Origin of the sequence: Bacillus cereus group sp. N12 (assembly GCF_016483575.1) — a bacterium.
Classification (GTDB): domain Bacteria; phylum Bacillota; class Bacilli; order Bacillales; family Bacillaceae_G; genus Bacillus_A; species Bacillus_A toyonensis.
The window spans coordinates 46,332-67,841 of the sequence record NZ_JAEHBO010000003.1 but is presented as its reverse complement, the minus strand read 5'-3'; the positions used below and the strand labels follow the sequence as shown (position 1 = coordinate 67,841).

The window sequence follows — 21,510 nt, the reverse complement described above, 5'->3', positions numbered from 1 at the left end:
ATCGACCGAAAAGGAGATAGAAAAATGACTACATTCGTAACAGAATGGGAAAAGCAATTGGAGTTGTACCCAGAAGAATATCGCAAAGCATATCGCCGTGTGAAAAGAGCGAGCGAAATTTTATTACGCGAACCAGAACCACAAGTTGGTTTAACACCGAAAGAGGTTATTTGGACGAAGAATAAAACGAAGCTTTATCGTTACATTCCAAAACAAGAAAAAACACAGAGAGTCCCAATCTTATTAATATATGCTCTTATTAATAAGCCATATATTATGGATTTAACTCCTGGAAATAGTTTAGTGGAATATTTAGTAGATCGTGGTTTTGATGTGTATATGCTTGATTGGGGCACATTTGGTTTAGAAGATAGTCATTTGAAATTTGATGATTTCGTGTTCGATTATATTGCAAAAGCAGTGAAAAAAGTAATGCGAACTGCAAAATCGGACGAGATTTCTTTACTTGGTTATTGCATGGGTGGAACGCTAACGTCTATTTATGCGGCACTTCATCCGCATATGCCAATTCGTAACTTAATTTTTATGACAAGTCCTTTCGATTTCTCTGAAACAGGATTATATGGTCCTTTATTAGATGAGAAATATTTCAATTTAGATAAGGCGGTTGATACATTCGGAAATATTCCGCCAGAAATGATTGATTTCGGAAATAAGATGTTAAAACCAATTACGAATTTTGTTGGTCCATACGTTGCTTTAGTTGATCGTTCAGAAAATGAGCGCTTCGTCGAAAGCTGGAAATTAGTTCAAAAGTGGGTTGGCGATGGCATTCCGTTCCCGGGTGAATCATACAGACAGTGGATTCGTGATTTTTATCAAAATAATAAATTGGTTAAAGGTGAACTCGTTATTCGTGGACAAAAGGTAGACCTTGCAAATATTAAGGCGAATGTCTTAAATATTTCCGGGAAACGTGATCATATCGCTCTGCCATGTCAAGTAGAAGCTTTACTAGATCATATTTCTAGCACAGATAAACAATATGTATGTTTACCAACAGGGCATATGTCTATCGTTTACGGTGGAACAGCTGTAAAACAAACATATCCGACGATTGGAAATTGGCTTGAAGAGCGTTCCAATTAAAAATAAAAAATCCAACTAGCGTTGTGTTAGTTGGATTTTTTTATGGAAAATAACAAAACATAGAAAGGAGAAATTTACATTTTAGGAGTATAATTATGAAGCTTATGACTGGTAAGTTGTTTTGGAATAGAGGAGTTTCTGTACCTTGTTATCCAACGTTAGAAAATGATATGATATGTGATGTGCTCGTAGTCGGAAGTGGCGAAGCGGGTGCTCATATAGCGTATTCATTAGCGAAGATAGGAATGCGTGTTACGCTCATTGAAAAAAGAGCAATTGCATGTGGTAGCACAGCTGCCAATACAGGTTTATTACAATTTCTTCATGATAAATCGTTAACCTCTCTTATTCATACATTTGGGAAAGTAAAAGGGGTACGAGCATATAGGCTTTGTTATGAAGCCCTTAGAACAATGGAGAAGGTTGTACCGACTCTCGATATTAATCCCCATTTTATTCCGCGAAATAGTTTGTATTATGCGAGTAGAGATGAGGATATTTCATTTTTACAAGAAGAATATAATACGTTACGCTATTATGAATTTCCGGTTGAATATTTTACAGAGTCTGATATTAAGAAACGTTATTCATTTGCAAAACAAGCAGCATTATATACAAGCGGTGACGCAGAAGTGAATCCATATTTGTTAGCACATAGTCTTTTGCATAAAGCAAAGCAAATGGGTGCTACTATATATGAACATACAGAGGCAATACATATTAAACGAATGCAAAATGATCTAATTTGTTACACGAAGACAGGAAATAAAATAGCAGCAAAGAATATTATTATGGCGACAGGTTATGAAGCGCTTTTTGGAAAGAAAGAAAAAAATACAATAGTAGAAACGTCTTATGCAGTTGTTACAAATAAGATAGATCAGTTCGAAGGTTGGCATGAGCAATCATTAATTTGGGAAACGGCACGGCCTTACCTATATTTTCGAACGTATCAAAACCGCATTATTGTAGGCGGGTTAGATGAGGTGCTGAAAATTCAAAATATCGGCGATTCGAAATTATTGCATAAGCGTGATATCCTTATTAATATTGTAAAAGAAATGTTCCCGCAATTTAATAATATACAGGCAGAGTACTATTGGGCAGCAGCATTTGGTGGTAGTCATGATGGTCTTCCTATTTTAAAAGAAGATAAAAAGATACATAATTTATATTACGCACTGCCATATGGGGGAAATGGAACTGTATACGGAATGGTATTTGCAAAACTATTTCAGCAGTTATTTACAAATAAAGAAAGTGATGATTTTTCTTTATTTAATCGATAGAAAAAAGGTAGCGAAGTGGTGGAATGAGAGATATAAAAAAGTTTTTACAAAAATTACGTCCCGTACAACTTATTGTTTTGTTTTATTTATTAGCAGTAGTCGTATCGGTAATATTACTTAGTTTACCGTTTGTTACGAAGGCTGATGTGAAATGGACATTTATCGATGCCCTATTTACATCTGTTAGTGCGGTAAGTGTTACAGGACTTTCAGTTGTTACGATTTCAGATACGTTTACAACAGCAGGAATTATTGTATTAGCTCTAATTTTACAATTAGGCGGATTAGGCATCATGGCACTTGGCACATTCGTTTGGATTATAACGGGTAAAAAGATTGGTTTGCAGCGAAGAAGATTAATTATGGCAGACCATAATCAAGGAAATTTATCGGGTCTTGTAGAATTAATGCGTTCTATTTTAATTGTAATTATTTCGATAGAAATCATTGGAGCGATCCTGTTAGGTACAAGATTTTTACTGTACTTTCCGACTTGGCAAGAAGCTTATTTTCACGGTTTCTTTGCCGCTGTTAGTGCAACGACGAACGGTGGATTCGATTTAACAGGACAATCGCTAATCCCGTACAAAAAAGATTATATCGTTCAAATGATTCATATGTTACTCATTATTTTAGGAGCGATTGGCTTCCCTGTGTTAATGGAAGTGAAGCAATTTCTTAGTAAGAAGAGAGAACAACTTTTTCGTTTTTCGTTATTTACAAAATTGACGACAACAACATTTTTTGTACTTGTTGTTGTTGGAACCATCATGATTTTTTTACTAGAACGAAATCATTTTTTAGTAGGAAAGTCATGGCATGAAACGGTTTTCTATACGTTATTCCAATCTGTGACAACGCGAAGCGGTGGACTCGCTACAATGGATATACGTGAATTGTCACAACCAACGCTTTTGTTTATGAGTATATTAATGTTTATTGGAGCATCTCCAAGTTCGGTTGGGGGCGGGATACGTACGACAACATTTGCGGTTAGTATATTATCGTTATATACATTTGCAAGGGGCGGTAGAACGGTTCGAGTCTTTAAAAGACAGCTACATGAAGAGGATGTATTAAAAGCATCTGTCGTTATGACAATGGGAATATTATTATGTGCCACGGCACTATTTATTTTATCCATTACGGAAAATGTACCGCTTATGAGTTTGATTGTTGAAGTTTGTTCTGCTTTCGGGACGACAGGTTTATCGACAGGTATTACGCCAGATTTAACAACTGTTGGTAAACTTGTACTTATTGTACTCATGTTTATCGGACGCGTCGGTATTTTAACATTTATATTAGCTAGTGGTGGGAGAGAACAACCACCTCGCTATAAATATCCGAAAGAAAGAATTATTATTGGATAGCATGAAGCCATTCTACCTGCGTTAGGTAGAATGGTTTTTTTAATCGTTAATTCCGAATTGGGGATGCATAAAAGCTTCATTTTTATTATCAACTTCTTTTTTAAGTAATTCTTGATTTTCTTCTGCAATCCACCCGATATCATTTGTAGGATGGATCCATTCATCCCCAGCCATAATGGCAGGGTCTACCTCATCACTCCAATTGTTTAAGGGGCTGTTCTCGGAATTGTATTTACTGTCTCCAATTACAACATCATATTGATTTACAAAAGGTTGTTGCATCTTTTTTCCTGTTCCTTTAAAAGAAGGGAAGTTCATTTGATGAGGGAGCGTCTCGTCTAAAATTGGCGATTGGATTGTTTCTTTCTCTTTCAAAGTAATCGCTCCTTTTTGTAATGGTTTGTTCGTATGTAGTATTTCCATCTATAAGCTCTTATGTACTTGTTAACACTTGCCAGTAATAGTTATTTCAGATTGCTCCAAACTAGAGTAGAAAGTAATTTCTTGAAAGCAGGTGAACGTATTGGTAAAAAGAAAAGTGAAACAAAATGCGGCAATTAACAATAATAAAACTCCGAAAGAAAGCTTACCAGATGCAGAATTTGCATTAGAGTATGAAGGAGAAAACAGTGCAAAGTATGCAAATCGAAATTCAAAAAAAGGTAAACAAAAATGAGGCGTTTTTTACAAACGCCTCATTTTTTTGTGGGATTATAAAGGTTTTTTTAATTATTTGTAAATTTCATATTTTCTATTAGCAGAAAAATGTGAAAAAACATAGAAGTAGCAACGTATTACACAAAAACAAACAACAAACAAAAGATTAATGTTGGTTTAATACTGCTTTTACACTAATTGTTTATATTTGAGTTGTACATAAGATTTGTAAAAGGAGAGAGAGACAGTGAAAAAAACAATCTTTAAAGCTGTAGCAACTGGAATGGTATTTTCGTTATTAATGGGGTGTGGTGCAAAGAAAGAAGAAAGTGCTGGAGCAAAAGTGAAAGATGATAAATTATCTGGATCGTTAACTGTTTACACAGCGATTGAAGAAGAGCTTGTACCGATTTATCTTGATTCTTTCAAAAAGAAATACCCGGATGTGAAGTTGAACATTGTTCGTGATTCAACAGGAGTTATTACAGCGAAATTGCTAGCTGAAGGAAAAAATACACAAGCAGATGTTGTGTGGGGAACTGCGGCGTCTAGTCTATTAGCTTTAGAGAAAAAAGATATGTTAAAAGAATACTCTCCAAAAGGAGCGGATCGTGTCCTTCCGCAATTTAAAGATGATAAGAAACCTGAAAAATGGGTAGGTAATACTGCGTTTATGACGGGGATTGCTGTAAATAAAGAAGAATTAAAGAAGAAAAATTTACCGATGCCAGAATCATATGAAGATTTAACGAAACCAGAATATAAAGGAACACTTGTTATGCCACATCCAGCTTCTTCTGGAACAGGATTTTTAACAGTTTCTGCATGGTTGCAAATTATGGGTGAAGATAAGGGCTGGGATTACATGAAAAAACTTCATGATAATATGGCATCTTATACGCATTCCGGTTCAAAACCAGCGAAATTAGCAGGTGCAGGTGAATATCCAGTTGGTGTGTCAATGGTTTATAGCGCTTTAAAAGAGAAACAAAAAGGTGCACCAGTTGAAGTTGTACTGCCGAAAGAAGGACTAGGCTGGGAAGTAGAAGCGAACGCACTTATTAAGAAAGATAATGCGAAAAATGATAAATTAGCACAAGCGTTTTTAGACTGGGCAATTACAGATGATGTAATGAAGTTATACTTCGAGAAAAATGGATTTGCGACAATTAAAAATGACTATAAACTTCCAGATGGATTCCCGAAAGATGTGACAGAAAAGTTATACAAAAAGAATGACTTTAAATGGGCAGCAGAAAATCGCGACAAAATTTTAGAGCGTTGGGAAAAAGAGTTTGGTCAAAAAGCAGAACCGAAAAAGTAAGTGAGTGGGAGAGAGAAAAATGAGCGAATATTTATCAATTCAACACATTCAAAAACAGTTTGATGCATTTACAGCGTTAAAAGATATTTCTTTTACAGTGAAAAAAAATGAGTTTGTTTGTTTATTAGGCCCGAGTGGCTGCGGGAAAACGACGTTGCTTCGCATTTTAGCAGGGTTAGAAGAAGCGACAACAGGTAGTATAGCTGTGAATGGGAAAGATATTACAGCATTGCCGCCTGGTAAGCGGAATTTCGGAATGGTTTTTCAATCGTATGCATTATTTCCGAATTTAACGGCGCTTGAAAACATTGAATACGGCTTAAAGACAAAAAAATATGGAAAAGCAGAAGTAAAAGAGAAAGCGCTATTGGCGTTAGAACTTGTTGACTTACTGAATGTAAAAGATAAATATCCTGCTCAAATATCTGGTGGACAACAGCAGCGAGTAGCACTTGCACGTGCGCTCGCTCTGTCTCCCGATATTTTGTTACTAGATGAGCCGTTATCTGCTTTAGATGCAAAAGTGCGTGAAAAGTTGCGTAGAGAAATGCGTGATTTGCAAGAAAAAGTCGGAGTAACAACTATTATGGTAACGCATGATCAAGAAGAGGCATTAACGATGGCTGATAAAATTGTTGTAATGAATCATGCGGAAATTATGCAGATTGGAACACCAGAGGAGATTTACCAAAGACCAGCCAATCCGTTTGTGGCAGATTTTATTGGTTCTATTAATTTCTTTTCGAAAAATAATGAAGAACATGCAATTCGTCCTGAACATGTAACAGTTGTGCACAATAATGGTATGAAAACGGTTGTAGAAAGCATGGAATTCCGGGGGGCTGTATACCGGACGGAAGTGCGGGTCATAGAAGAGAAAACACACCTTCATAACGAGAAAATCGTAGTGGATATATTGGCATCAGAAGTAGAAGCAACTTCTATTAGGAAAGGAAAGCAAATTCAAATCTCTTTCTCAGAAAATCATATGTTGTCATATGGAAAGAAGGTCATTGTATAGATGGAGATGTTAGAAAATTATCAGGTAGAAAATACGAAAAAAAAGATTAAGAGACGTATCGGTAAAGAAGAGTGGATACAGAGACTAGTAATTATCGGTATGCTTCTTTCATTTCTTATCATACTTGTATTGCCTTTATTACAATTGTTTACACAAGCCTTTTACGATAAAGATGGAGCTTTCGTTGGTGTTGCGAATTTCAGTAAATATTTCACAACACCAACTTTAGTTCAGTCTTTACAAAATACAGTATGGATTTCGGGCGCAACAACAATTATTTCAGTTGCAATCGCATTCGTTTATGCATATGCAATTGCCCGTACGAATGTTTTTGGAAAGCGCGTATTTCAGTATGTAGCGTTATTACCATTGTTCGCACCAACGATGATGCACGGTATAGCACTTACATATTTATTTGGTAATCAAGGGCTAGTAACGAAAGGAATGTTTGGTTTATTTGAAGGTATACAAATCCCTTTATATGGACCAGTAGGAATTATAATAGCTGAAGTTATGTATACATTTCCGCAAGCATTCCTTATTTTATTAATTGCTTTTCAAGGATCTGACTATCGTTTATATGAAGCTTCTAATATGTTAGGAGCGAGTAAAACAAAGCAGTTTCTTACTGTTACTTTACCTAGTGTAAAGTACGGATTAATTAGTGCAATGTTCGTTGTATTTACACTTAGTTTCACTGATTTTGGGGCGCCAAAAATTGTAGGAGGACAATATAATGTGCTTGCTACTGACGTATATAAACAAGTAATTGGACAGCAAAATATGCCAATGGGGGCAACTGTCGGAATGATTTTATTAATCCCAGCTATCTTTGCTTTTGCAGTTGATCGTATTACGCAAAGAAAACAGGCGAATTTTTTATCTTCAAAAGCAGTACCTTACAGAATAATAAATAATAAGAAAAGAGATGTTATTTCGTTCGTATATTGTAGCGTAATAACGCTTATGATTATTCTTTTATTCGTTGCAGTTGGTATTGCTGCAAGTGTAAAAGTATGGCCGTATAATATGAGTTTTACATTTGAGCATTTTAATTTTTCAAGTTTAACGGGAGATGGACTTGAAGCGTTTAAAAATAGTGTAATTGTTTCAGCGGTTACAGCGGTTATTGGGGCAATTTTAACATTTGTGTTCGCGTATGCAATTGAGAAAATAGATCAGCTACAATTTTTCCGAAAAACAGGTTACTTTTTCTCTATCGTACCTTTAGCAATACCAGGTTTAGTACTTGGGTTAGGCTACGTTTTCTTCTTTAGTCAACCAACAATACAAATATTTGGACTTTCCGTAACGAACCCGTTTCATTCTCTATACGGAACAATTGCTGTGTTAGTACTAGTTAATATCATTCATTTTTATTCTGTAACATTTGTTACGGCAACGACAGCTTTAAAGAAATTAGATCGAGAGTTTGAACTAGTTTCACAGTCCATGGGGATCCCGTTTTATAAAACATTCTTTCGAGTTACGGTACCGATGTGTCTACCAGCCATTTTAGAAATGGTAATGTACTATTTCGTAAATTCCATGGTGACTGTCTCGGCAGTTGTATTCCTATACGCAGCTGATTTTAAACTAGCAGCTGTGTCAATTGTAAATATGGATGATGCAGGAAATGTGGCACCAGCAGCTGCGATGAGTGTACTTGTTGTTGTTACTAATATTGTAGTAAGAGTTGTATATGAATGGGGAACGAAAGCACTTCGTAACCGAACGTCAAAATGGCAACAAAGATAAAGTGAAACTTTAATCAGTGGGGGGGCATCCCCCGCTGATTAATAGTTGAACCAATCGGACTTTTAAGGCAGTATGATTCCCGCATAACTTCTTTGCGAGGGGGAGTCTTACTGCCTGGCGAACAGCCAGATAAATAAGAAGGGTGATGGATAGAATGAAAATAGAAGCAGTTATTTTTGATTGGGCAGGTACGACAGTTGATTACGGATGTTTTGCACCACTGGAAGTATTCATGAAAATTTTTCATAAACGTGGTGTTGAAGTTACAGCAGAAGAAGCACGTAAGCCAATGGGATTATTAAAAATAGATCATGTAAGAGCACTAACAGAAATGCCTCGTATTGCGAATGAGTGGAAGCGTGTTTTCGGACAATTACCAACAGAAGCAGACATTCAAGAGATGTATAAAGAATTTGAAGAAATTCTCTTTGCTATTCTGCCAAACTATGCCACGCCAATTGATGGGATAAGAGAAGTGATGGCTTCATTACGTAAAAGAGGCATTAAAATTGGCTCAACAACTGGCTATACGAGAGAAATGATGGATATTGTTGCAAAAGAAGCAAAATTACAAGGGTATAAACCTGATTTTCTTGTGACGCCAGATGATGTTCCAGCAGGTCGTCCGTACCCGTGGATGTGCTATAAAAATGCGATGGAACTTGGTGTGTATCCGATGAATCATATGATAAAAGTGGGAGACACGGTGTCAGATATGAACGAGGGCAGAAATGCTGGGATGTGGACTGTTGGCGTAATTCTCGGTAGTAGCGAGCTCGGCTTAAGCGAGTGGGAAGTTGAAACTATGGATCCGGTAGAACTTCATGAAAAGATGGAAATAGTTCGTAATCGTTTCGTTGAAAACGGAGCTCATTTTACGATTGAAACGATGCAAGAACTCGAGAACGTAATTGAACATATCGAGAAACAAGAACTTATTATTTCATAAAAGGGGCAAAGGATCATGAATGGAAATCACTACTTATTATTAACGCCAGGACCATTGACGACAACAAAAACGGTAAAAGAAGTTATGCTATACGATTGGTGTACATGGGATGTTGAATATAACACAATGGTGCAAGATGTAAGAGCTAAACTTGTATCGTTAGCAACGAAAGAAGAAGAGAAATATACAACAGTTTTAATGCAAGGAAGCGGTACGTTTTCAGTTGAAGCAGTGATTGGTTCTGTCGTTCCTAAAAACGGAAAGCTTCTTGTTTGTACAAATGGTGCATACGGTAAGAGGATTGTGCAAATGGCAGAGATGTTACATATAAATGTGGTCGTGAGTCAAACAGAAGAGTGGGAACCTACTAATATTGCAGAAGTAGAAAAGTTATTGCAAGAAGATAAAGAGATTACTCATATTGCAGTAGTTCATTGTGAAACAACTACAGGTATTATTAATCCAATTGTAGATGTATGTAAATTAGGAAAGCGATACGAGAAGGTTACAATTGTTGATGCAATGAGTAGTTTCGGCGGGATTGAAATAGACATTGCTGATTTGCAAATTGATTTTTTAATTAGTAGTGCGAATAAATGTATTCAAGGTGTTCCTGGATTTGGTTTTGTTATCGCAAATCGTGATGAATTATTAAAGTGTAAAGGGCAAGCACGCTCTTTATCTCTTGATTTATATGATCAATGGGAAACGATGGAAGAGCAAAATGGGAAATGGCGTTTTACTTCACCTACGCATGTTGTACACGCTTTTTATCAAGCCTTGCTTGAACTAGAAAAAGAGGGCGGAGTAAGAGCACGTTGCAATCGATATTATAACAATCAAAAATTATTGGTCAACAGAATGAAAGAAATTGGATTTAAGTCATTAGTAGATGAAAAATATCAATCTCCTATTATTACATCGTTTATTTACTCAGAGGGATTTGAATTTCAGGAGTTATATAACGAGTTAAAGAAGTATGGATTTGTAATTTATCCAGGGAAAATTTCGAAAGTAGATACGTTCCGTATTGGAAATATCGGTGATGTACATGAGGAAGATATAAATCGTTTAGTTGATAGTATCGCCAAAGGAGTTGTTATAGGTTGAAAGTATTTTGCTTAGGTGGAGCAGGTAAAATTTGTCGTGAAGCGATTTTGGATTTAGTTCAATTTTCATCTTTTGAGACGATTACAGTAGCCGATTTTAACGAAGAAGAAGGCCGTAAAGTAGTAGAATGGCTCAACGATCCTCGTGTTGATTTTGTGAAAGTCGATGTGACAAATCATGAGGATACAGTTGCAAAAATGAAAGGCTATGACATTGTAATGGATGGTACGACGATAAAGTTAAATGGATTGTCTACTCGTTGTATTGCGGAAGCTGGGTGTCACGGTGTGAATTTGAATGGATTTGGTGAAGAAAATGAATCACATGCTATATTTGTTCAAAATGAAAAAACATGTTTACCCGGATTTGGTATGACACCAGGTGTAACGCAAATGATGGCCATGCATGCAGCAAAGCAGCTAGATACTGTAGAGTCTGTTCGTGTAAGTCACGGTTCGTATCGTCCAATTGCTTTTTCTGCATCAATTACAGAAACAACGACATATGAATATGATCCAAATTTACCATCGCGTACAGTATATGAAGATGGTAAGTTTAAGCAAGTACCTCCTTTTGCGCGACCAAGAGAAATTGAATTGCCAGCGCCTTATGGTAAAACAATGCAGTATATCATTCCGCATTCTGAAACGATTACGTTAGCAAAGGCACTAGAAAATAAAGGTGTCAAACTGATAGAGACGAGAGGAACTTGGCCAAAGAAAAATATGCAGCTCGTACGTGCTTTATATGATTACGGCATATTGCGTAATGATCAAATTGAAATAAACGGGAAAGAAATTGGCATTATGGATTGTATTTCGCAGTATTTATTACAATCGAAAGAAGGTCAAGAGACGGAAGTATACGGTTATGCACTTCATGTAGAAGTAGTAGGTATGAAAAACAATGAGAAACAGAGACATGTATTATATCATACACATCCGTTATCTGATGGATCTATTGTAGGATGGGAAAATTTAAGAGCTTATACGAGAAACGTCGGTATTCCATTTGGAATTGCTACCGAGTTAATTGCAAATGGGAATGTAAATAAAATGGGTGTTGTTACGCCTGAAGAAGCTTTTGAAAATCCACAACTTGTTTTTGATAAACTAGAAAAGCGCGGCATTTATATTCATGAAGAGGTTTTCACTTACAAAGAAAATTATAATTTTGTATAAGCAAGGAACTTTATGAGGTAGATACAAATGGGGTGAAGCTATGTCTGTAGTAGGAGAAGAAAGAAAGCGGACTATTCTTGAAAAAGTAGAGTTTAAAGGAAAAGTAAAGGTTTCAGAATTAGCGAGAGAATTCGCTGTATCAACAGAAACAATTCGTCGATATTTAGAAGAGTTAGATCGTGAAAAAAAGTTGAAGAAAGTGTATGGTGGAGCTGTTCAACTTCCAGGTGCCGGGATAGAGGCGCCGATGTTAGAAAGAGAAATGCTACATATAGAAGAGAAGAAAAGAATTGGTTATAAAGCAGCAACATTTGTAGAAGATGGTGATGTCATTGCAATTGATGACGGAAGTACACCACTTCAGATGGTTCCATATCTTGTTCATCGAAAAAATTTAACGATTGTTACGAGTTCTTTTCCAGTAGCGACACAATTAATCTCTTCTATTAATAAAAAGATGTTTCACGGTGAAGTTTTATTTATTGGTGGAAAAGTATCCCCAAAGCATTCGCGTGTATCAGGATCTATTTCTCAGCAAGTGATTCATCAATTTCATTTTCATAAAGCGTTTGTTTCGATTGATGGGTTATTACCTAGTTTTGGCGTTTCCAGTTTTGAATTAGAAAAAGCAAAACTGTCGGAAGCGATGATGAAATTAGCTGAGAAAACATATATTTTATGCGACCATACAAAAGTAGGCGTAAAAGGGAATTATAGAATAGCAGGATTTTCTCGTATTCAACATGTTATTTGTGATAAGAAAATGCCATATAGTTTTGAAGAAGAAGTTAAGAAGCATAATATTCAATGGACAGTGTGTTAAATAAAGTGAAAGCAGTAATGAAATAAAAGGTTTGCATTCATGCAAAAAGTGGACACATTTTCTCATTTCCTTCATATAATTTACCAATATAAAAAAAGTTGGCTGAAGGAAAGAAGGGAGAATATGTCAGAACGCATATATAATAAACTTGTATTGTATGCAAATATTTTACAAAAAATTGGTTTTATTAATGAGAAAGAAAAAAGTGAAATTCTTCATACGATAGGTAAAAAATCCCTTTGAATAAAGGGATTTTTATTGTGTATCGCTAGACACATATTTTACATGTAATATTGCAGTTATCAATATAAGGGAATTTTATTTTGAAAAAATTATATTAAGGCGCTAGTAATAGTAACATTAGGCGACAAAGAAACAGAGAAAGCAGATGATAACTCTAATTCATGCCATACGGAAACAAAGAATCAAGTGGATAGCCAAAATATGATAACAGATAAATAATTAAGAGAATTTGTTAATAAAAAAGTATGTAATAGAAAAGATTTAACTACACCAATTACGAAAGAAGAGTTATTGCAAGTAAAGGACTTATTTTTAAATACGAATGAGATTATTGATTATCGTACATTGAAATATATGCCGCATTTTAAATTTTTAACAGTTGCGAATGCGAAGATAAAAGATCTGTCATTCTTTACGAACTTAAAGCAAATGAGAAAAATACGTTATTCTTTCATTAGAAGAATAACGTATTTTTTATTGTAAAATGAAGTAGGACATGGACGGCGGGATTGGTATGTGAGTAGCCTATTTTTACGATGAGCGTTGAAATCATATTGACAAAAAAGCATTCTCATGTGATAATTCAATTAAATTTTTAGAATAATCAAAAAATACTCCTTTTACATAGAAAGGATTCGAACATTATATAAATATTACGACGGGGGTGACGAAATGTTATTTTTTCTGAAGAAATGGAATGAATTAAAAGATGTGAAATCTGAATTGGCACTTCGTGATTGGTTTTATGGTACAAAAATTAGTTTATCGTTATGTACGTCAAAAGAGCCATTAACATTTTTAGTGAATGTTGAGGGAAGAGATAAAGGATTGTTTTCAGAAGAGGATTTTATTGTTGTCAATTGCATGTGTGAGCCAGTGTTTGAAAACGAGGAAAAACCAGCGGTAGAGTCATTTATGCATGCGGATATTTATAAAAAAAGCAGTGCGGAATGTATTTTACAAGTACAGACTGTAGATAGCCATTTAATATCAGAGTTATACGGAGAAGAAAGAGAAGTAACATTCGATAAACGTAGCGTGGAACGTGTTTTTGGAAAAGAAGGTATAACAGAAATGACAATTCCAATTGTAGAAGATGAAAAGAAATTTGCTGATTTGTTAGAAAGTAATGTTCCGAATTTTATTGAAGGTGGAGGAGTAGTTCTCGTTCATAATTACGGCATGATTGTGTGGGGGAAAACGCCAGAAGAAGCGAAAAAATGGCTAGAGGGTATAGAATATTTAATGAACTATCATGTAAAGTTGTTAATGATAAAAGGTGCGAAGAGCTCTGTTATATAAAAATGTTTGCGATGTTGTTACAATTCCATAAATAAATGAAAGCGTTTTAAAAATAATTTTACTCATAAAATATAGGTCTCCTTATTATATATAGATTACATGTTGACATGTAAGGAGGAACATATTTTGCGAGTTAAATATCATTTTCTGCCAAAACAGCAGGTGACTTATTGCAAGATAAATGATACTGGTGAAAAAGCATTACAAATTATGAATGAAACGGGATTTCGAGCAATCCCTGTATTAGCAGAAGATGAGAAGCTATTCATGGGGATTATTTATAAAGTAGATTTATTAGAAAAGAAGTGTAATAGCGGATTAGAGCATGTAAGTGCAGGAGATATGTTAGAAAATTCCTCTGCATTTATTTTTGAAAAGGATTCTTTCTTTAGAGCTTTTTATGTGATTCGTCGTCTCCCATTTTTAGCGGTGCTAAATGATTATAATGAATTTGTTGGTATCTTAACACATTCCAATGTATTTGATGTTATTGAAGACTCATTCGGTATGCGGACGGGTGGTTATATATTAACAATTGCAACACAAGATTGTAAGGGAACGATTAAAGAGCTTGGGACATTGTTAAAAGCATATAATATCGGTGGGTTGTTTACGCTAGATAACGGTGATCAATATATTCGCCGTATTATCGTAAATATATCAGATGAGTTAGATGAAAAAAGATTAAAGAAATTAATCGAAAAAATAGAAAAAAAAGGATTCAGAGTGAGTCATGTAGATTATATTTAAGTGAAAAGGAAAGGTACCAATCTGCTATATGTAGAGTGGTACCTTTTTTTCGTGTAAGTGATGAATTGTCTCCCACTATTTTTGGGAGCACCGCCGCCCGTAAACGCCCGATTGGTGAGGGCTAATAATTAGTGGTGAATGCCCCACTAATTAAAGTTTCACTTTATTTTGAAACAGCAGGTGGAGATAATGCTAAATCAGACAAAAAAATAAAGTCTGCATGCTCGCGAATTTTGGGAATAGAGGTCTCTATAACACGTGATGTAATTTCACCTGGAGGCCCAACGTGTCCGATAGCTACCATAATTGGTTTTTCTTGAATTTTTTTGATAAGTAATTGAGCTTGTTTTGAAATATGTCCTGCTGTATAAACATCATCAAAAAATAGTTGGTTTTCAATAATAGGCACCCCTAATTCTTTTCCGATTTGTGGGACGACACTATTAGGGTTTGTTTTGCTATCTAAATAAAATAAACCGTGTTTTTTACAAGCTGTAAGTATAAGACGTACAATTCTTTCGTCAGCTGTTACTTTTGATCCCATATGATTGTTCATTCCAATTGCATGCGGTACTTCTTTAATCGCCTGTTCGAGTCGGTTGTTTATTTCTTCATCGCTTAAATTAGTTGTAAGTGCTTTTGGTCCAAGCCATTCTTTTTTACCTTTAATAGGTTCCATTGGCATATGTATAATAACTTCATGGCCTTTTTTATGGGCTGCTATTGCATCTTCTTTTGTAGAAGGAAGGAAAGGCATAACAGCAACAGTCAGTGGAATGGGAAGTGATAACATTTTATCAGTTCCCTTCATATTATTTCCGAAGTCGTCAATGACAATAGCTACTTTATTTGTATGGGCATTGGCTTGAATCGGAAACAAGAAGGATGGTAAGAACATAGTAAAAATAAGTAATGCAATCGTATATTTGCGCATATAAATATTTCCTTTCTATTTTATCCCGCTATTTGCGGGCAGTAAGGTTCCCACCTCAAAATTCGGCTGGAGCAAAGAAGTTAGGGGGAGATCCACTGCTCGTAAACGCACGATTGGTGAGTGCTAATAATCAGTGGGGGATGAACACCCCTCACTGATTAAAGTTTCACTTTATCAATCATCATTATGTTTTGCGTTTTTATATAAATTAAACAAAAAATGTCGAAGAAAAGTATATGTTAAATAGAGAAACCGCTATTTAATTGGTATTTGTAAAAAAAGAAGATGAAAAAAATGTCTATTATTGCGAATGTATTTACAAAGATAGAATAATTTGTAATAATTCTCAAAGTGAGGGTAAAGATTTGTAAATTACAGGGAGAAAATGTTTAATTTTCTGATTCTTCAAATTTGAATATGATTAAGCAGGTAAAAGGTCAATAGTGAAGTTGAGAGCATGGAAGAATAATAAGGGGGATATGGATGTTTACTGTAAAAAGGAAGTACACATTAGAAAAGCTTTCACGTGATATTCATATGAAGCGTGAAGAAATGATTCAACTAGGATTAACAAGCGGGTTAACTAGTAGGGAAACAATTCAAGTTAGTCAAGAATTGGACAAGCTTATTTTACAATACCAGCGCTATAAAGAAAAACAAACACCAAAATGGTTTTCCATTATAAAGGTACCTATTTTCCAAATCGGATATGAAGGAAAATCGAATAATTTTTGGCGAATGCTTGTGGCGGGTTTTATGAAATAAGTATAATTACCCTTTTGTGATAAGGATAATTATACTTTATGTAACGGTATTTCGATATGAACTGTCGTTCCTTCGTTTTCTTTACTGTCAATAAAAATATGCCCATCGTACATCTCTACAATTCGTTTACATATGACAAGTCCAAGACCTGTTCCAGTATCTTTATTAGTAAAGAACGGATGAAAGAGGTGTTTTTGAATATGTTTTGGAATACCTTTTCCAGTATCAATAATTTGCAATTGTGCGTGTGTTTCATTGTCTGTTACGACAATGGTTAGTGTGTCACTAGAAGTCATGGCTTCAATTGCATTTTTTGTAATGTTTAAAACCACTTGTTTCATATGGTCTTTTGAGCAACGGATATGAACAGGATGGTCTGGCAAATGTAGATGGAATACAATGTTATGTAGATTCGCCTCAGATTGAATAATCAATGCTACCTCATTTAGAATAGTTCTCACATCATATGTTTGTTCAATGATAGCAGTTGGCTTTCCAAGAATAAGGAATTCACTTACAATTTCATTAATTCTCTCTATTTCTTGTTCGATGATGGAAAAGTAAAACTGATCCTGTTCATCTTTATATTTTTCTTTTAATAGCGCAACGAGTCCTTTAATTCCCGTAAGAGGATTGCGGATTTCGTGGGCTGTACTCGCTGCAAAAGTTCCAACCAATTCAATTTTTTGCAGTTCATTTTGTTGTCTTTCCAGTTTTGTTTGCCGTTTTAATAACATATATTGAGCGAGTAAAAATAAGATAGATATTAAAAATAAAGTAGCTATACATTCTATTGCAACCCATTGGTATAAAGTTTGCTTGTGGATAGGTAATGGAGAAACAGAGACCTTCCAATTTAACCTTTGGAGTGGGGTAGTGAGCATATTAGAATGCGCATCGCTTGTTTCATTATTGTCATCAGTTAGAAAAACTACATCATGTTTATCAGTTACTTCGAAATGGTATTGTGGTTTAATAGCATTTAAAGAAGATGAAATGTAGTCAAAGCGTAAACTTGCTAACAATAAGCCTGAGAGTTCCTTCTGTTTGTTAAATATTGGGGAAGCGATTATAATAGCTTGATGTCCAAGGACGCGATCTGTAATGACGGATGATACAGTTGTTTTCTTAGTTTGTAATGCGTCTTGAATATACTTGCGGTCTGAGACGTCTACAGGTCTTGATTCGCTTTCTGATGCGATGGTAATGATTCCTTCTGGTGTAACGTAATATAGACCAGAAAAGCGCGCATCGTTTCCATCTGTATCATGCACAATTTGTTTAATACCATTTATGTTACCAGTCTCAGTACCTACGACTTTTGCAAGCATTTCTAAGGCAGAAATTGCTTCACCAAGGTGATGATCTAAATAGTCTCTATATAAAAAGAGAACCGTATGAGCAGATGTTTTGTTTTCCTGCTTCATTTTATACGTATGATAGGAATAAAATGTAGCACCAATCACTATCGTTGGTAGGATAACAAGCAATATATATAAAACTATGCTTTGGAATTTGACTTTCAAATGTGGTACTCCTTCTTTTTTTATTATCATTATATATAAACTATGTTAAAATTGTCATGTTTTTATTCAAGAATCATTCGTAATATATTAGGGGAGAGGAAATGGATGAGTGAATGCTCATTCGGAACTCACATGAAGTATTAAGCTGTATTTTCTTTTTATTGCTGAGAATTTAAGTGAAGGGTTGAAAGTTGTATGACATCAAATAATGAACGAGAAGATATTTCTCAATCTTTAAAAGTATTTATTGCATTATCTCGTGTACACCGTTCTGTTATGGATACTACAAATAAATCTATACAAAGTAACGGGTTAAATCCAACTGAATTTGCTGTATTAGAGCTGCTATATCATAAAGGTGGTCAACCACTTCAGCAAATTGGTGAGCGCATTTTAATAGCTAGTGGCAGCATTACATATGTTGTAGATAAGCTGGAAAAAAAGGGATTAGTAAAGAGAATCCCATGTCCGAATGACAGACGTGTTATTTATGCGCAATTAACGGAGTCTGGGGAGAGTTTTATTGCTTCTATTTTTCCGGGGCATGAGCAAGTTATACATCAGTCTTTTGAAATGTTAACGAAGGATGAAAAGGATGAATTACTTGATTTGTTGAAAAAAATTGGAAAGTATGAAAAGTGATACTATGTTCCAAAGGAGCTTTGGATAAAAAATCCAAGGCTTTTTTGCATATAAGTAAGTAAGATGGCAGCTGCCGAATTTTGTTGAAAACTAAGAGGGGATTTGGGAAGAAGTATTGAATTATAGTAAAGGTATACATAATGGAGAGGAGGCTCGTTCATGTCATTTAAAGACTATGAATATAAACGGCCAAATATTGAAGAATTAAAAGAGAAATTTACTGTTGCTTTAGAGAAATTTGATAATACAAAAACTGTAGAAGAACAAAAACAAGTTATCAATTCAATTAATGAAATTCGCAATGATTTTGGTACAATGGGGAATCTTTGTTACATTCGTCATTCTGTTGATACGACAGATGCTTTTTATAAGGAGGAGCAAGATTTCTTTGATGAATACTCTCCAGTTGTACAAGGATATGGAACAAAATATTATAAGGCGTTAATTAGTTCTCCATTTCGTGAAGAATTAGAAGCCTATTACGGAAAGCAATTATTCGCTCTAGCAGAATGTGATTTAAAAACATATTCAGATGAAATCGTAAAAGATTTACAATTAGAGAATAAATTGTCTTCACAATATACACAGTTGTTAGCATCTGCAAAAATTGACTTTGCAGGAGAAGAAAGAACATTATCGCAACTGATTCCATTTATGCAAGGAAAAGAAAGAAGTGAACGTAAATCAGCAAGTGAAGCATACTACGGATTTTTAGCTGGAAATGAGGAAGAACTAGATCGTATTTATGATGAGCTTGTTAAAGTAAGAACGAAAATTGCGAAATCTTTAGGTTTCAAAAACTTTGTTGAACTAGGATATGCAAGAATGTATCGTACAGATTACAATGCGGAGATGGTTGCGAATTATCGTCAGCAAGTACTTGATTATATCGTTCCAGTTACAACGGAATTAAGAAAGAGACAAAAAGCACGTATCGGTGTAGAAAAGCTAGCATATTACGATGAAAACTTTGAATTTGCTACAGGTAATCCAACTCCAAAAGGAGATGCAGATTGGATTATTAATCATGGGAAAACGATGTATAAAGAGTTATCAGCTGAAACAGATGAATTTTTCAATTTCATGTTAGATAATGATTTATTAGACTTAGTTGCGAAAAAAGGAAAAGCTGGTGGCGGATATTGTACATATATCGAAAATTATAAAGCGCCATTTATTTTCTCAAACTTCAATGGAACATCTGGTGACATTGATGTATTAACACATGAAGCTGGTCATGCTTTCCAAGTATATGAAAGTCGTAAATTTGAAATTCCAGAATATAATTGGCCAACATATGAAGCGTGTGAGATTCATTCTATGAGTATGGAATTCTTTACATGGCCATGGATGAAACTATTCTTTGAAGAAGATGCAGATAAATATTATTTCTCACACTTAAGTTCAGCACTTCTGTTTTTACCATATGGTGTATCTGTCGACGAATACCAACATTATGTATATGAAAATCCAGAAGCATCACCAGCAGAGCGTAAGACAGCATGGCGTAACATAGAGAAGAAATATTTACCGCATCGTGATTATGAAGATAATGATTATTTAGAGCGCGGTGGCTTCTGGCAACGTCAGGGACATATTTATAGCTCGCCGTTCTACTATATTGACTACACGTTAGCTCAAATTTGTGCACTGCAATTTTGGAAGCGTGCAAGAGATAATAGACAAGAGGCATGGGAAGATTATGTGAACCTTTGCCAACAAGGTGGAAGTAAATCATTCTTGGAATTAGTAGAAGTGGCAAATTTAACATCACCATTTGCTGAAGGTTGTGTGAAAAGTGTCATTACAGAAATTGAAGCATGGCTACATGCGATTGACGACACAAAATTGTAAAAAACATGCGCTTTTTTTCACATGTTTAACATCGACATAATGGGGAAATGATGAGATAATAAAAGAAAATTCAGAATACTAAAGAGGTGTTTCTAAGAAGGAGCACCTCTTTTCACCAACAAAAAGGGGGGAAAGAAGTATGCTTCAATCTAATATGGATGTGAGTTTAGAAAGTTTGGTGAACTCATTGCAGTCTACCCGAAGCACGCTATTATCAGAAATTGAAATGTTAAATGATACAGAAGTGAATGTAAAGCCACGCCGTGATAAATGGAGTATTATTCAAATTTTACATCACTTACATTTAGTTGAACAATCTGTCACATCTGCCCTTGTATATGCTCTACACAAAAATGAAAGAAATGCGACTCCATTTAAAGACCTCCAACTTACGCTTGATCGCACACATAAAAGAGAAGCTCCTCAGCAAATGCAACCAACAGAAACTTTAATGAAAAAACAGCAAGGAATTCAATTGCTAGAACATTCACGACAAGAACTATTACATGCGCTTCATAGTATCATAGATGAAAAAGAATTAGTTGAAAATGGATTAAAGCATCCTGTTTTTAATGATTTGAATTTGTATCAGTGGGTTCAATTTCTTGATTTACATGAACAAAGACATCTTACACAGTTAAAAGAGGCGAAATACGCAATTTTGCAGCGATAAAGTGGAAGAAGTGGGAAACCACTTCTTTTTTGATACATGCATAGTTTTCTTTCTTACTTTGGAATACTACATGGAGAAAGAAAAGAAGGAGTTGAAAAGTATGTCCAAGAAAAAGAGAGAAGAAGAGCGTGCTTGGAAAGCACGTAAAGAGAATCAAAAACCACATGGAAAAGTGAAAGCTTTTGCTGAATTAGTTGAAGGAACAGAAAAAACGTGATGATTATTT

Annotated in this window: 21 protein-coding genes and 1 pseudogene; 19 read left to right on the top strand and 3 right to left on the bottom strand. The window is 35.0% G+C overall.

Annotated elements, in window-relative coordinates:
- Window positions 1-24: 24 nt before the first annotated feature.
- The 3 genes from phaC to JDS92_RS02500 all read left to right on the top strand — a co-directional run bounded on the left by phaC (window position 25) and on the right by JDS92_RS02500 (window position 3,772).
- A complete protein-coding gene (gene phaC, locus JDS92_RS02510) occupies window positions 25-1,110 on the top strand; it encodes a class III poly(R)-hydroxyalkanoic acid synthase subunit PhaC (protein WP_000206839.1) in 1,086 nt (361 codons plus the stop codon).
- Window positions 1,111-1,205: 95 nt separating this feature from the next.
- On the top strand, window positions 1,206-2,399 hold the full coding sequence (locus JDS92_RS02505; protein WP_098055180.1) for an NAD(P)/FAD-dependent oxidoreductase: 1,194 nt from the start codon (window positions 1,206-1,208) through the stop codon (window positions 2,397-2,399).
- Between the two features lie 23 nt (window positions 2,400-2,422).
- The gene (locus tag JDS92_RS02500; RefSeq protein WP_001204698.1) at window positions 2,423-3,772 is read left to right on the top strand and encodes a TrkH family potassium uptake protein; all 1,350 of its coding nucleotides are present in this window, start codon (window positions 2,423-2,425) and stop codon (window positions 3,770-3,772) included.
- Window positions 3,773-3,811: 39 nt separating this feature from the next.
- On the opposite strand, the gene JDS92_RS02495 is transcribed toward JDS92_RS02500, so the two are convergent.
- A complete protein-coding gene (locus tag JDS92_RS02495; protein WP_000404294.1) occupies window positions 3,812-4,195 on the bottom strand; it encodes a DUF3905 domain-containing protein in 384 nt (127 codons plus the stop codon).
- Between the two features lie 100 nt (window positions 4,196-4,295).
- Here JDS92_RS02495 and JDS92_RS02490 point away from each other — a divergent pair, with 100 nt between their 5' ends.
- The 11 genes and pseudogenes from JDS92_RS02490 to cbpA all read left to right on the top strand — a co-directional run bounded on the left by JDS92_RS02490 (window position 4,296) and on the right by cbpA (window position 14,890).
- Window positions 4,296-4,448 carry a hypothetical protein gene (locus JDS92_RS02490; RefSeq protein ID WP_000240799.1) on the top strand — a complete coding sequence of 51 codons (153 nt, stop codon included), beginning with the start codon at window positions 4,296-4,298 and terminating at the stop codon, window positions 4,446-4,448.
- A gap of 228 nt (window positions 4,449-4,676) precedes the next feature.
- Window positions 4,677-5,753 (top strand): putative 2-aminoethylphosphonate ABC transporter substrate-binding protein, encoded by a 1,077-nt coding sequence (locus JDS92_RS02485; protein ID WP_000750902.1) that lies wholly within the window; start codon window positions 4,677-4,679, stop codon window positions 5,751-5,753.
- 19 nt (window positions 5,754-5,772) lie between these two features.
- Complete coding sequence (locus JDS92_RS02480) at window positions 5,773-6,774, top strand: putative 2-aminoethylphosphonate ABC transporter ATP-binding protein (RefSeq protein WP_000006181.1); 1,002 nt, start codon at window positions 5,773-5,775, stop codon at window positions 6,772-6,774.
- Window positions 6,775-8,532, top strand: coding sequence for a putative 2-aminoethylphosphonate ABC transporter permease subunit (locus JDS92_RS02475; protein WP_000425537.1), 1,758 nt, complete (start codon window positions 6,775-6,777; stop codon window positions 8,530-8,532).
- Between the two features lie 154 nt (window positions 8,533-8,686).
- Window positions 8,687-9,481 (top strand): phosphonoacetaldehyde hydrolase, encoded by a 795-nt coding sequence (gene phnX / locus JDS92_RS02470; RefSeq protein WP_097957233.1) that lies wholly within the window; start codon window positions 8,687-8,689, stop codon window positions 9,479-9,481.
- Window positions 9,482-9,496: 15 nt separating this feature from the next.
- On the top strand, window positions 9,497-10,591 hold the full coding sequence (gene phnW, locus JDS92_RS02465) for a 2-aminoethylphosphonate--pyruvate transaminase (protein ID WP_199631460.1): 1,095 nt from the start codon (window positions 9,497-9,499) through the stop codon (window positions 10,589-10,591).
- A complete protein-coding gene (locus JDS92_RS02460; RefSeq protein ID WP_199631459.1) occupies window positions 10,588-11,772 on the top strand; it encodes a saccharopine dehydrogenase family protein in 1,185 nt (394 codons plus the stop codon). The genes phnW and JDS92_RS02460 overlap by 4 nt, the downstream gene beginning before the upstream one ends.
- A 40-nt stretch (window positions 11,773-11,812) precedes the next feature.
- Window positions 11,813-12,595 (top strand): DeoR/GlpR family DNA-binding transcription regulator, encoded by a 783-nt coding sequence (locus tag JDS92_RS02455; protein ID WP_000117656.1) that lies wholly within the window; start codon window positions 11,813-11,815, stop codon window positions 12,593-12,595.
- A 357-nt stretch (window positions 12,596-12,952) separates the two neighbouring features.
- Window positions 12,953-13,279 (top strand): annotated as a pseudogene (locus JDS92_RS30775) (NEAT domain-containing leucine-rich repeat protein); the annotation flags it as partial.
- Window positions 13,280-13,510: 231 nt separating this feature from the next.
- The gene (locus tag JDS92_RS02445) at window positions 13,511-14,140 is read left to right on the top strand and encodes a class II aldolase/adducin family protein (RefSeq protein WP_000896003.1); all 630 of its coding nucleotides are present in this window, start codon (window positions 13,511-13,513) and stop codon (window positions 14,138-14,140) included.
- Between the two features lie 126 nt (window positions 14,141-14,266).
- Window positions 14,267-14,890 carry a cyclic di-AMP binding protein CbpA gene (cbpA, locus tag JDS92_RS02440; RefSeq protein ID WP_001264225.1) on the top strand — a complete coding sequence of 208 codons (624 nt, stop codon included), beginning with the start codon at window positions 14,267-14,269 and terminating at the stop codon, window positions 14,888-14,890.
- A 163-nt stretch (window positions 14,891-15,053) separates the two neighbouring features.
- Here the strand turns inward: cbpA and JDS92_RS02435 are convergent, their stop codons facing one another.
- Window positions 15,054-15,824, bottom strand: a complete 771-nt coding sequence (locus JDS92_RS02435) for a divergent polysaccharide deacetylase family protein (RefSeq protein WP_001234114.1) — start codon at window positions 15,822-15,824, stop codon at window positions 15,054-15,056.
- Between the two features lie 483 nt (window positions 15,825-16,307).
- Between JDS92_RS02435 and JDS92_RS02430 the strand changes: the two genes are divergently transcribed.
- A complete protein-coding gene (locus JDS92_RS02430; RefSeq protein ID WP_000495542.1) occupies window positions 16,308-16,589 on the top strand; it encodes an aspartyl-phosphate phosphatase Spo0E family protein in 282 nt (93 codons plus the stop codon).
- Window positions 16,590-16,618: 29 nt separating this feature from the next.
- Here the strand turns inward: JDS92_RS02430 and JDS92_RS02425 are convergent, their stop codons facing one another.
- Complete coding sequence (locus tag JDS92_RS02425; RefSeq protein WP_098911361.1) at window positions 16,619-18,115, bottom strand: DUF3149 domain-containing protein; 1,497 nt, start codon at window positions 18,113-18,115, stop codon at window positions 16,619-16,621.
- A 195-nt stretch (window positions 18,116-18,310) separates the two neighbouring features.
- Here JDS92_RS02425 and JDS92_RS02420 point away from each other — a divergent pair, with 195 nt between their 5' ends.
- From JDS92_RS02420 to JDS92_RS30770, 4 genes are all read left to right on the top strand, one after another.
- Window positions 18,311-18,757 carry a MarR family winged helix-turn-helix transcriptional regulator gene (locus JDS92_RS02420; protein WP_000203343.1) on the top strand — a complete coding sequence of 149 codons (447 nt, stop codon included), beginning with the start codon at window positions 18,311-18,313 and terminating at the stop codon, window positions 18,755-18,757.
- 159 nt (window positions 18,758-18,916) lie between these two features.
- Window positions 18,917-20,611 (top strand): M3 family oligoendopeptidase, encoded by a 1,695-nt coding sequence (locus tag JDS92_RS02415; RefSeq protein ID WP_000008590.1) that lies wholly within the window; start codon window positions 18,917-18,919, stop codon window positions 20,609-20,611.
- A 139-nt stretch (window positions 20,612-20,750) separates the two neighbouring features.
- Window positions 20,751-21,284, top strand: coding sequence for a DinB family protein (locus JDS92_RS02410; RefSeq protein WP_000941967.1), 534 nt, complete (start codon window positions 20,751-20,753; stop codon window positions 21,282-21,284).
- 100 nt (window positions 21,285-21,384) lie between these two features.
- Window positions 21,385-21,501 carry a DUF6254 family protein gene (locus JDS92_RS30770; RefSeq protein WP_000038354.1) on the top strand — a complete coding sequence of 39 codons (117 nt, stop codon included), beginning with the start codon at window positions 21,385-21,387 and terminating at the stop codon, window positions 21,499-21,501.
- The last annotated feature ends 9 nt before the right edge of the window (window positions 21,502-21,510 follow it).

Excerpts from the sequence above, each read along its gene's own strand:
- phnW (WP_199631460.1), top strand. The coding sequence starts at position 9,497 with ATGAATGGAAATCACTACTTATTATTAACGCCAGGACCATTGACGACA.
- JDS92_RS02435 (WP_001234114.1), bottom strand. The coding sequence starts at position 15,824 with ATGCGCAAATATACGATTGCATTACTTATTTTTACTATGTTCTTACCA.
- JDS92_RS02480 (WP_000006181.1), top strand. The coding sequence starts at position 5,773 with ATGAGCGAATATTTATCAATTCAACACATTCAAAAACAGTTTGATGCA.
- JDS92_RS02455 (WP_000117656.1), top strand. The coding sequence starts at position 11,813 with ATGTCTGTAGTAGGAGAAGAAAGAAAGCGGACTATTCTTGAAAAAGTA.
- JDS92_RS02415 (WP_000008590.1), top strand. The coding sequence starts at position 18,917 with ATGTCATTTAAAGACTATGAATATAAACGGCCAAATATTGAAGAATTA.
- JDS92_RS30770 (WP_000038354.1), top strand. The coding sequence starts at position 21,385 with ATGTCCAAGAAAAAGAGAGAAGAAGAGCGTGCTTGGAAAGCACGTAAA.
- JDS92_RS02505 (WP_098055180.1), top strand. The coding sequence starts at position 1,206 with ATGAAGCTTATGACTGGTAAGTTGTTTTGGAATAGAGGAGTTTCTGTA.
- JDS92_RS02495 (WP_000404294.1), bottom strand. The coding sequence starts at position 4,195 with ATGGAAATACTACATACGAACAAACCATTACAAAAAGGAGCGATTACT.
- JDS92_RS02410 (WP_000941967.1), top strand. The coding sequence starts at position 20,751 with ATGCTTCAATCTAATATGGATGTGAGTTTAGAAAGTTTGGTGAACTCA.
- JDS92_RS02445 (WP_000896003.1), top strand. The coding sequence starts at position 13,511 with ATGTTATTTTTTCTGAAGAAATGGAATGAATTAAAAGATGTGAAATCT.
- JDS92_RS02430 (WP_000495542.1), top strand. The coding sequence starts at position 16,308 with ATGTTTACTGTAAAAAGGAAGTACACATTAGAAAAGCTTTCACGTGAT.
- JDS92_RS02475 (WP_000425537.1), top strand. The coding sequence starts at position 6,775 with ATGGAGATGTTAGAAAATTATCAGGTAGAAAATACGAAAAAAAAGATT.
- phnX (WP_097957233.1), top strand. The coding sequence starts at position 8,687 with ATGAAAATAGAAGCAGTTATTTTTGATTGGGCAGGTACGACAGTTGAT.
- phaC (WP_000206839.1), top strand. The coding sequence starts at position 25 with ATGACTACATTCGTAACAGAATGGGAAAAGCAATTGGAGTTGTACCCA.
- JDS92_RS02420 (WP_000203343.1), top strand. The coding sequence starts at position 18,311 with ATGACATCAAATAATGAACGAGAAGATATTTCTCAATCTTTAAAAGTA.
- JDS92_RS02500 (WP_001204698.1), top strand. The coding sequence starts at position 2,423 with ATGAGAGATATAAAAAAGTTTTTACAAAAATTACGTCCCGTACAACTT.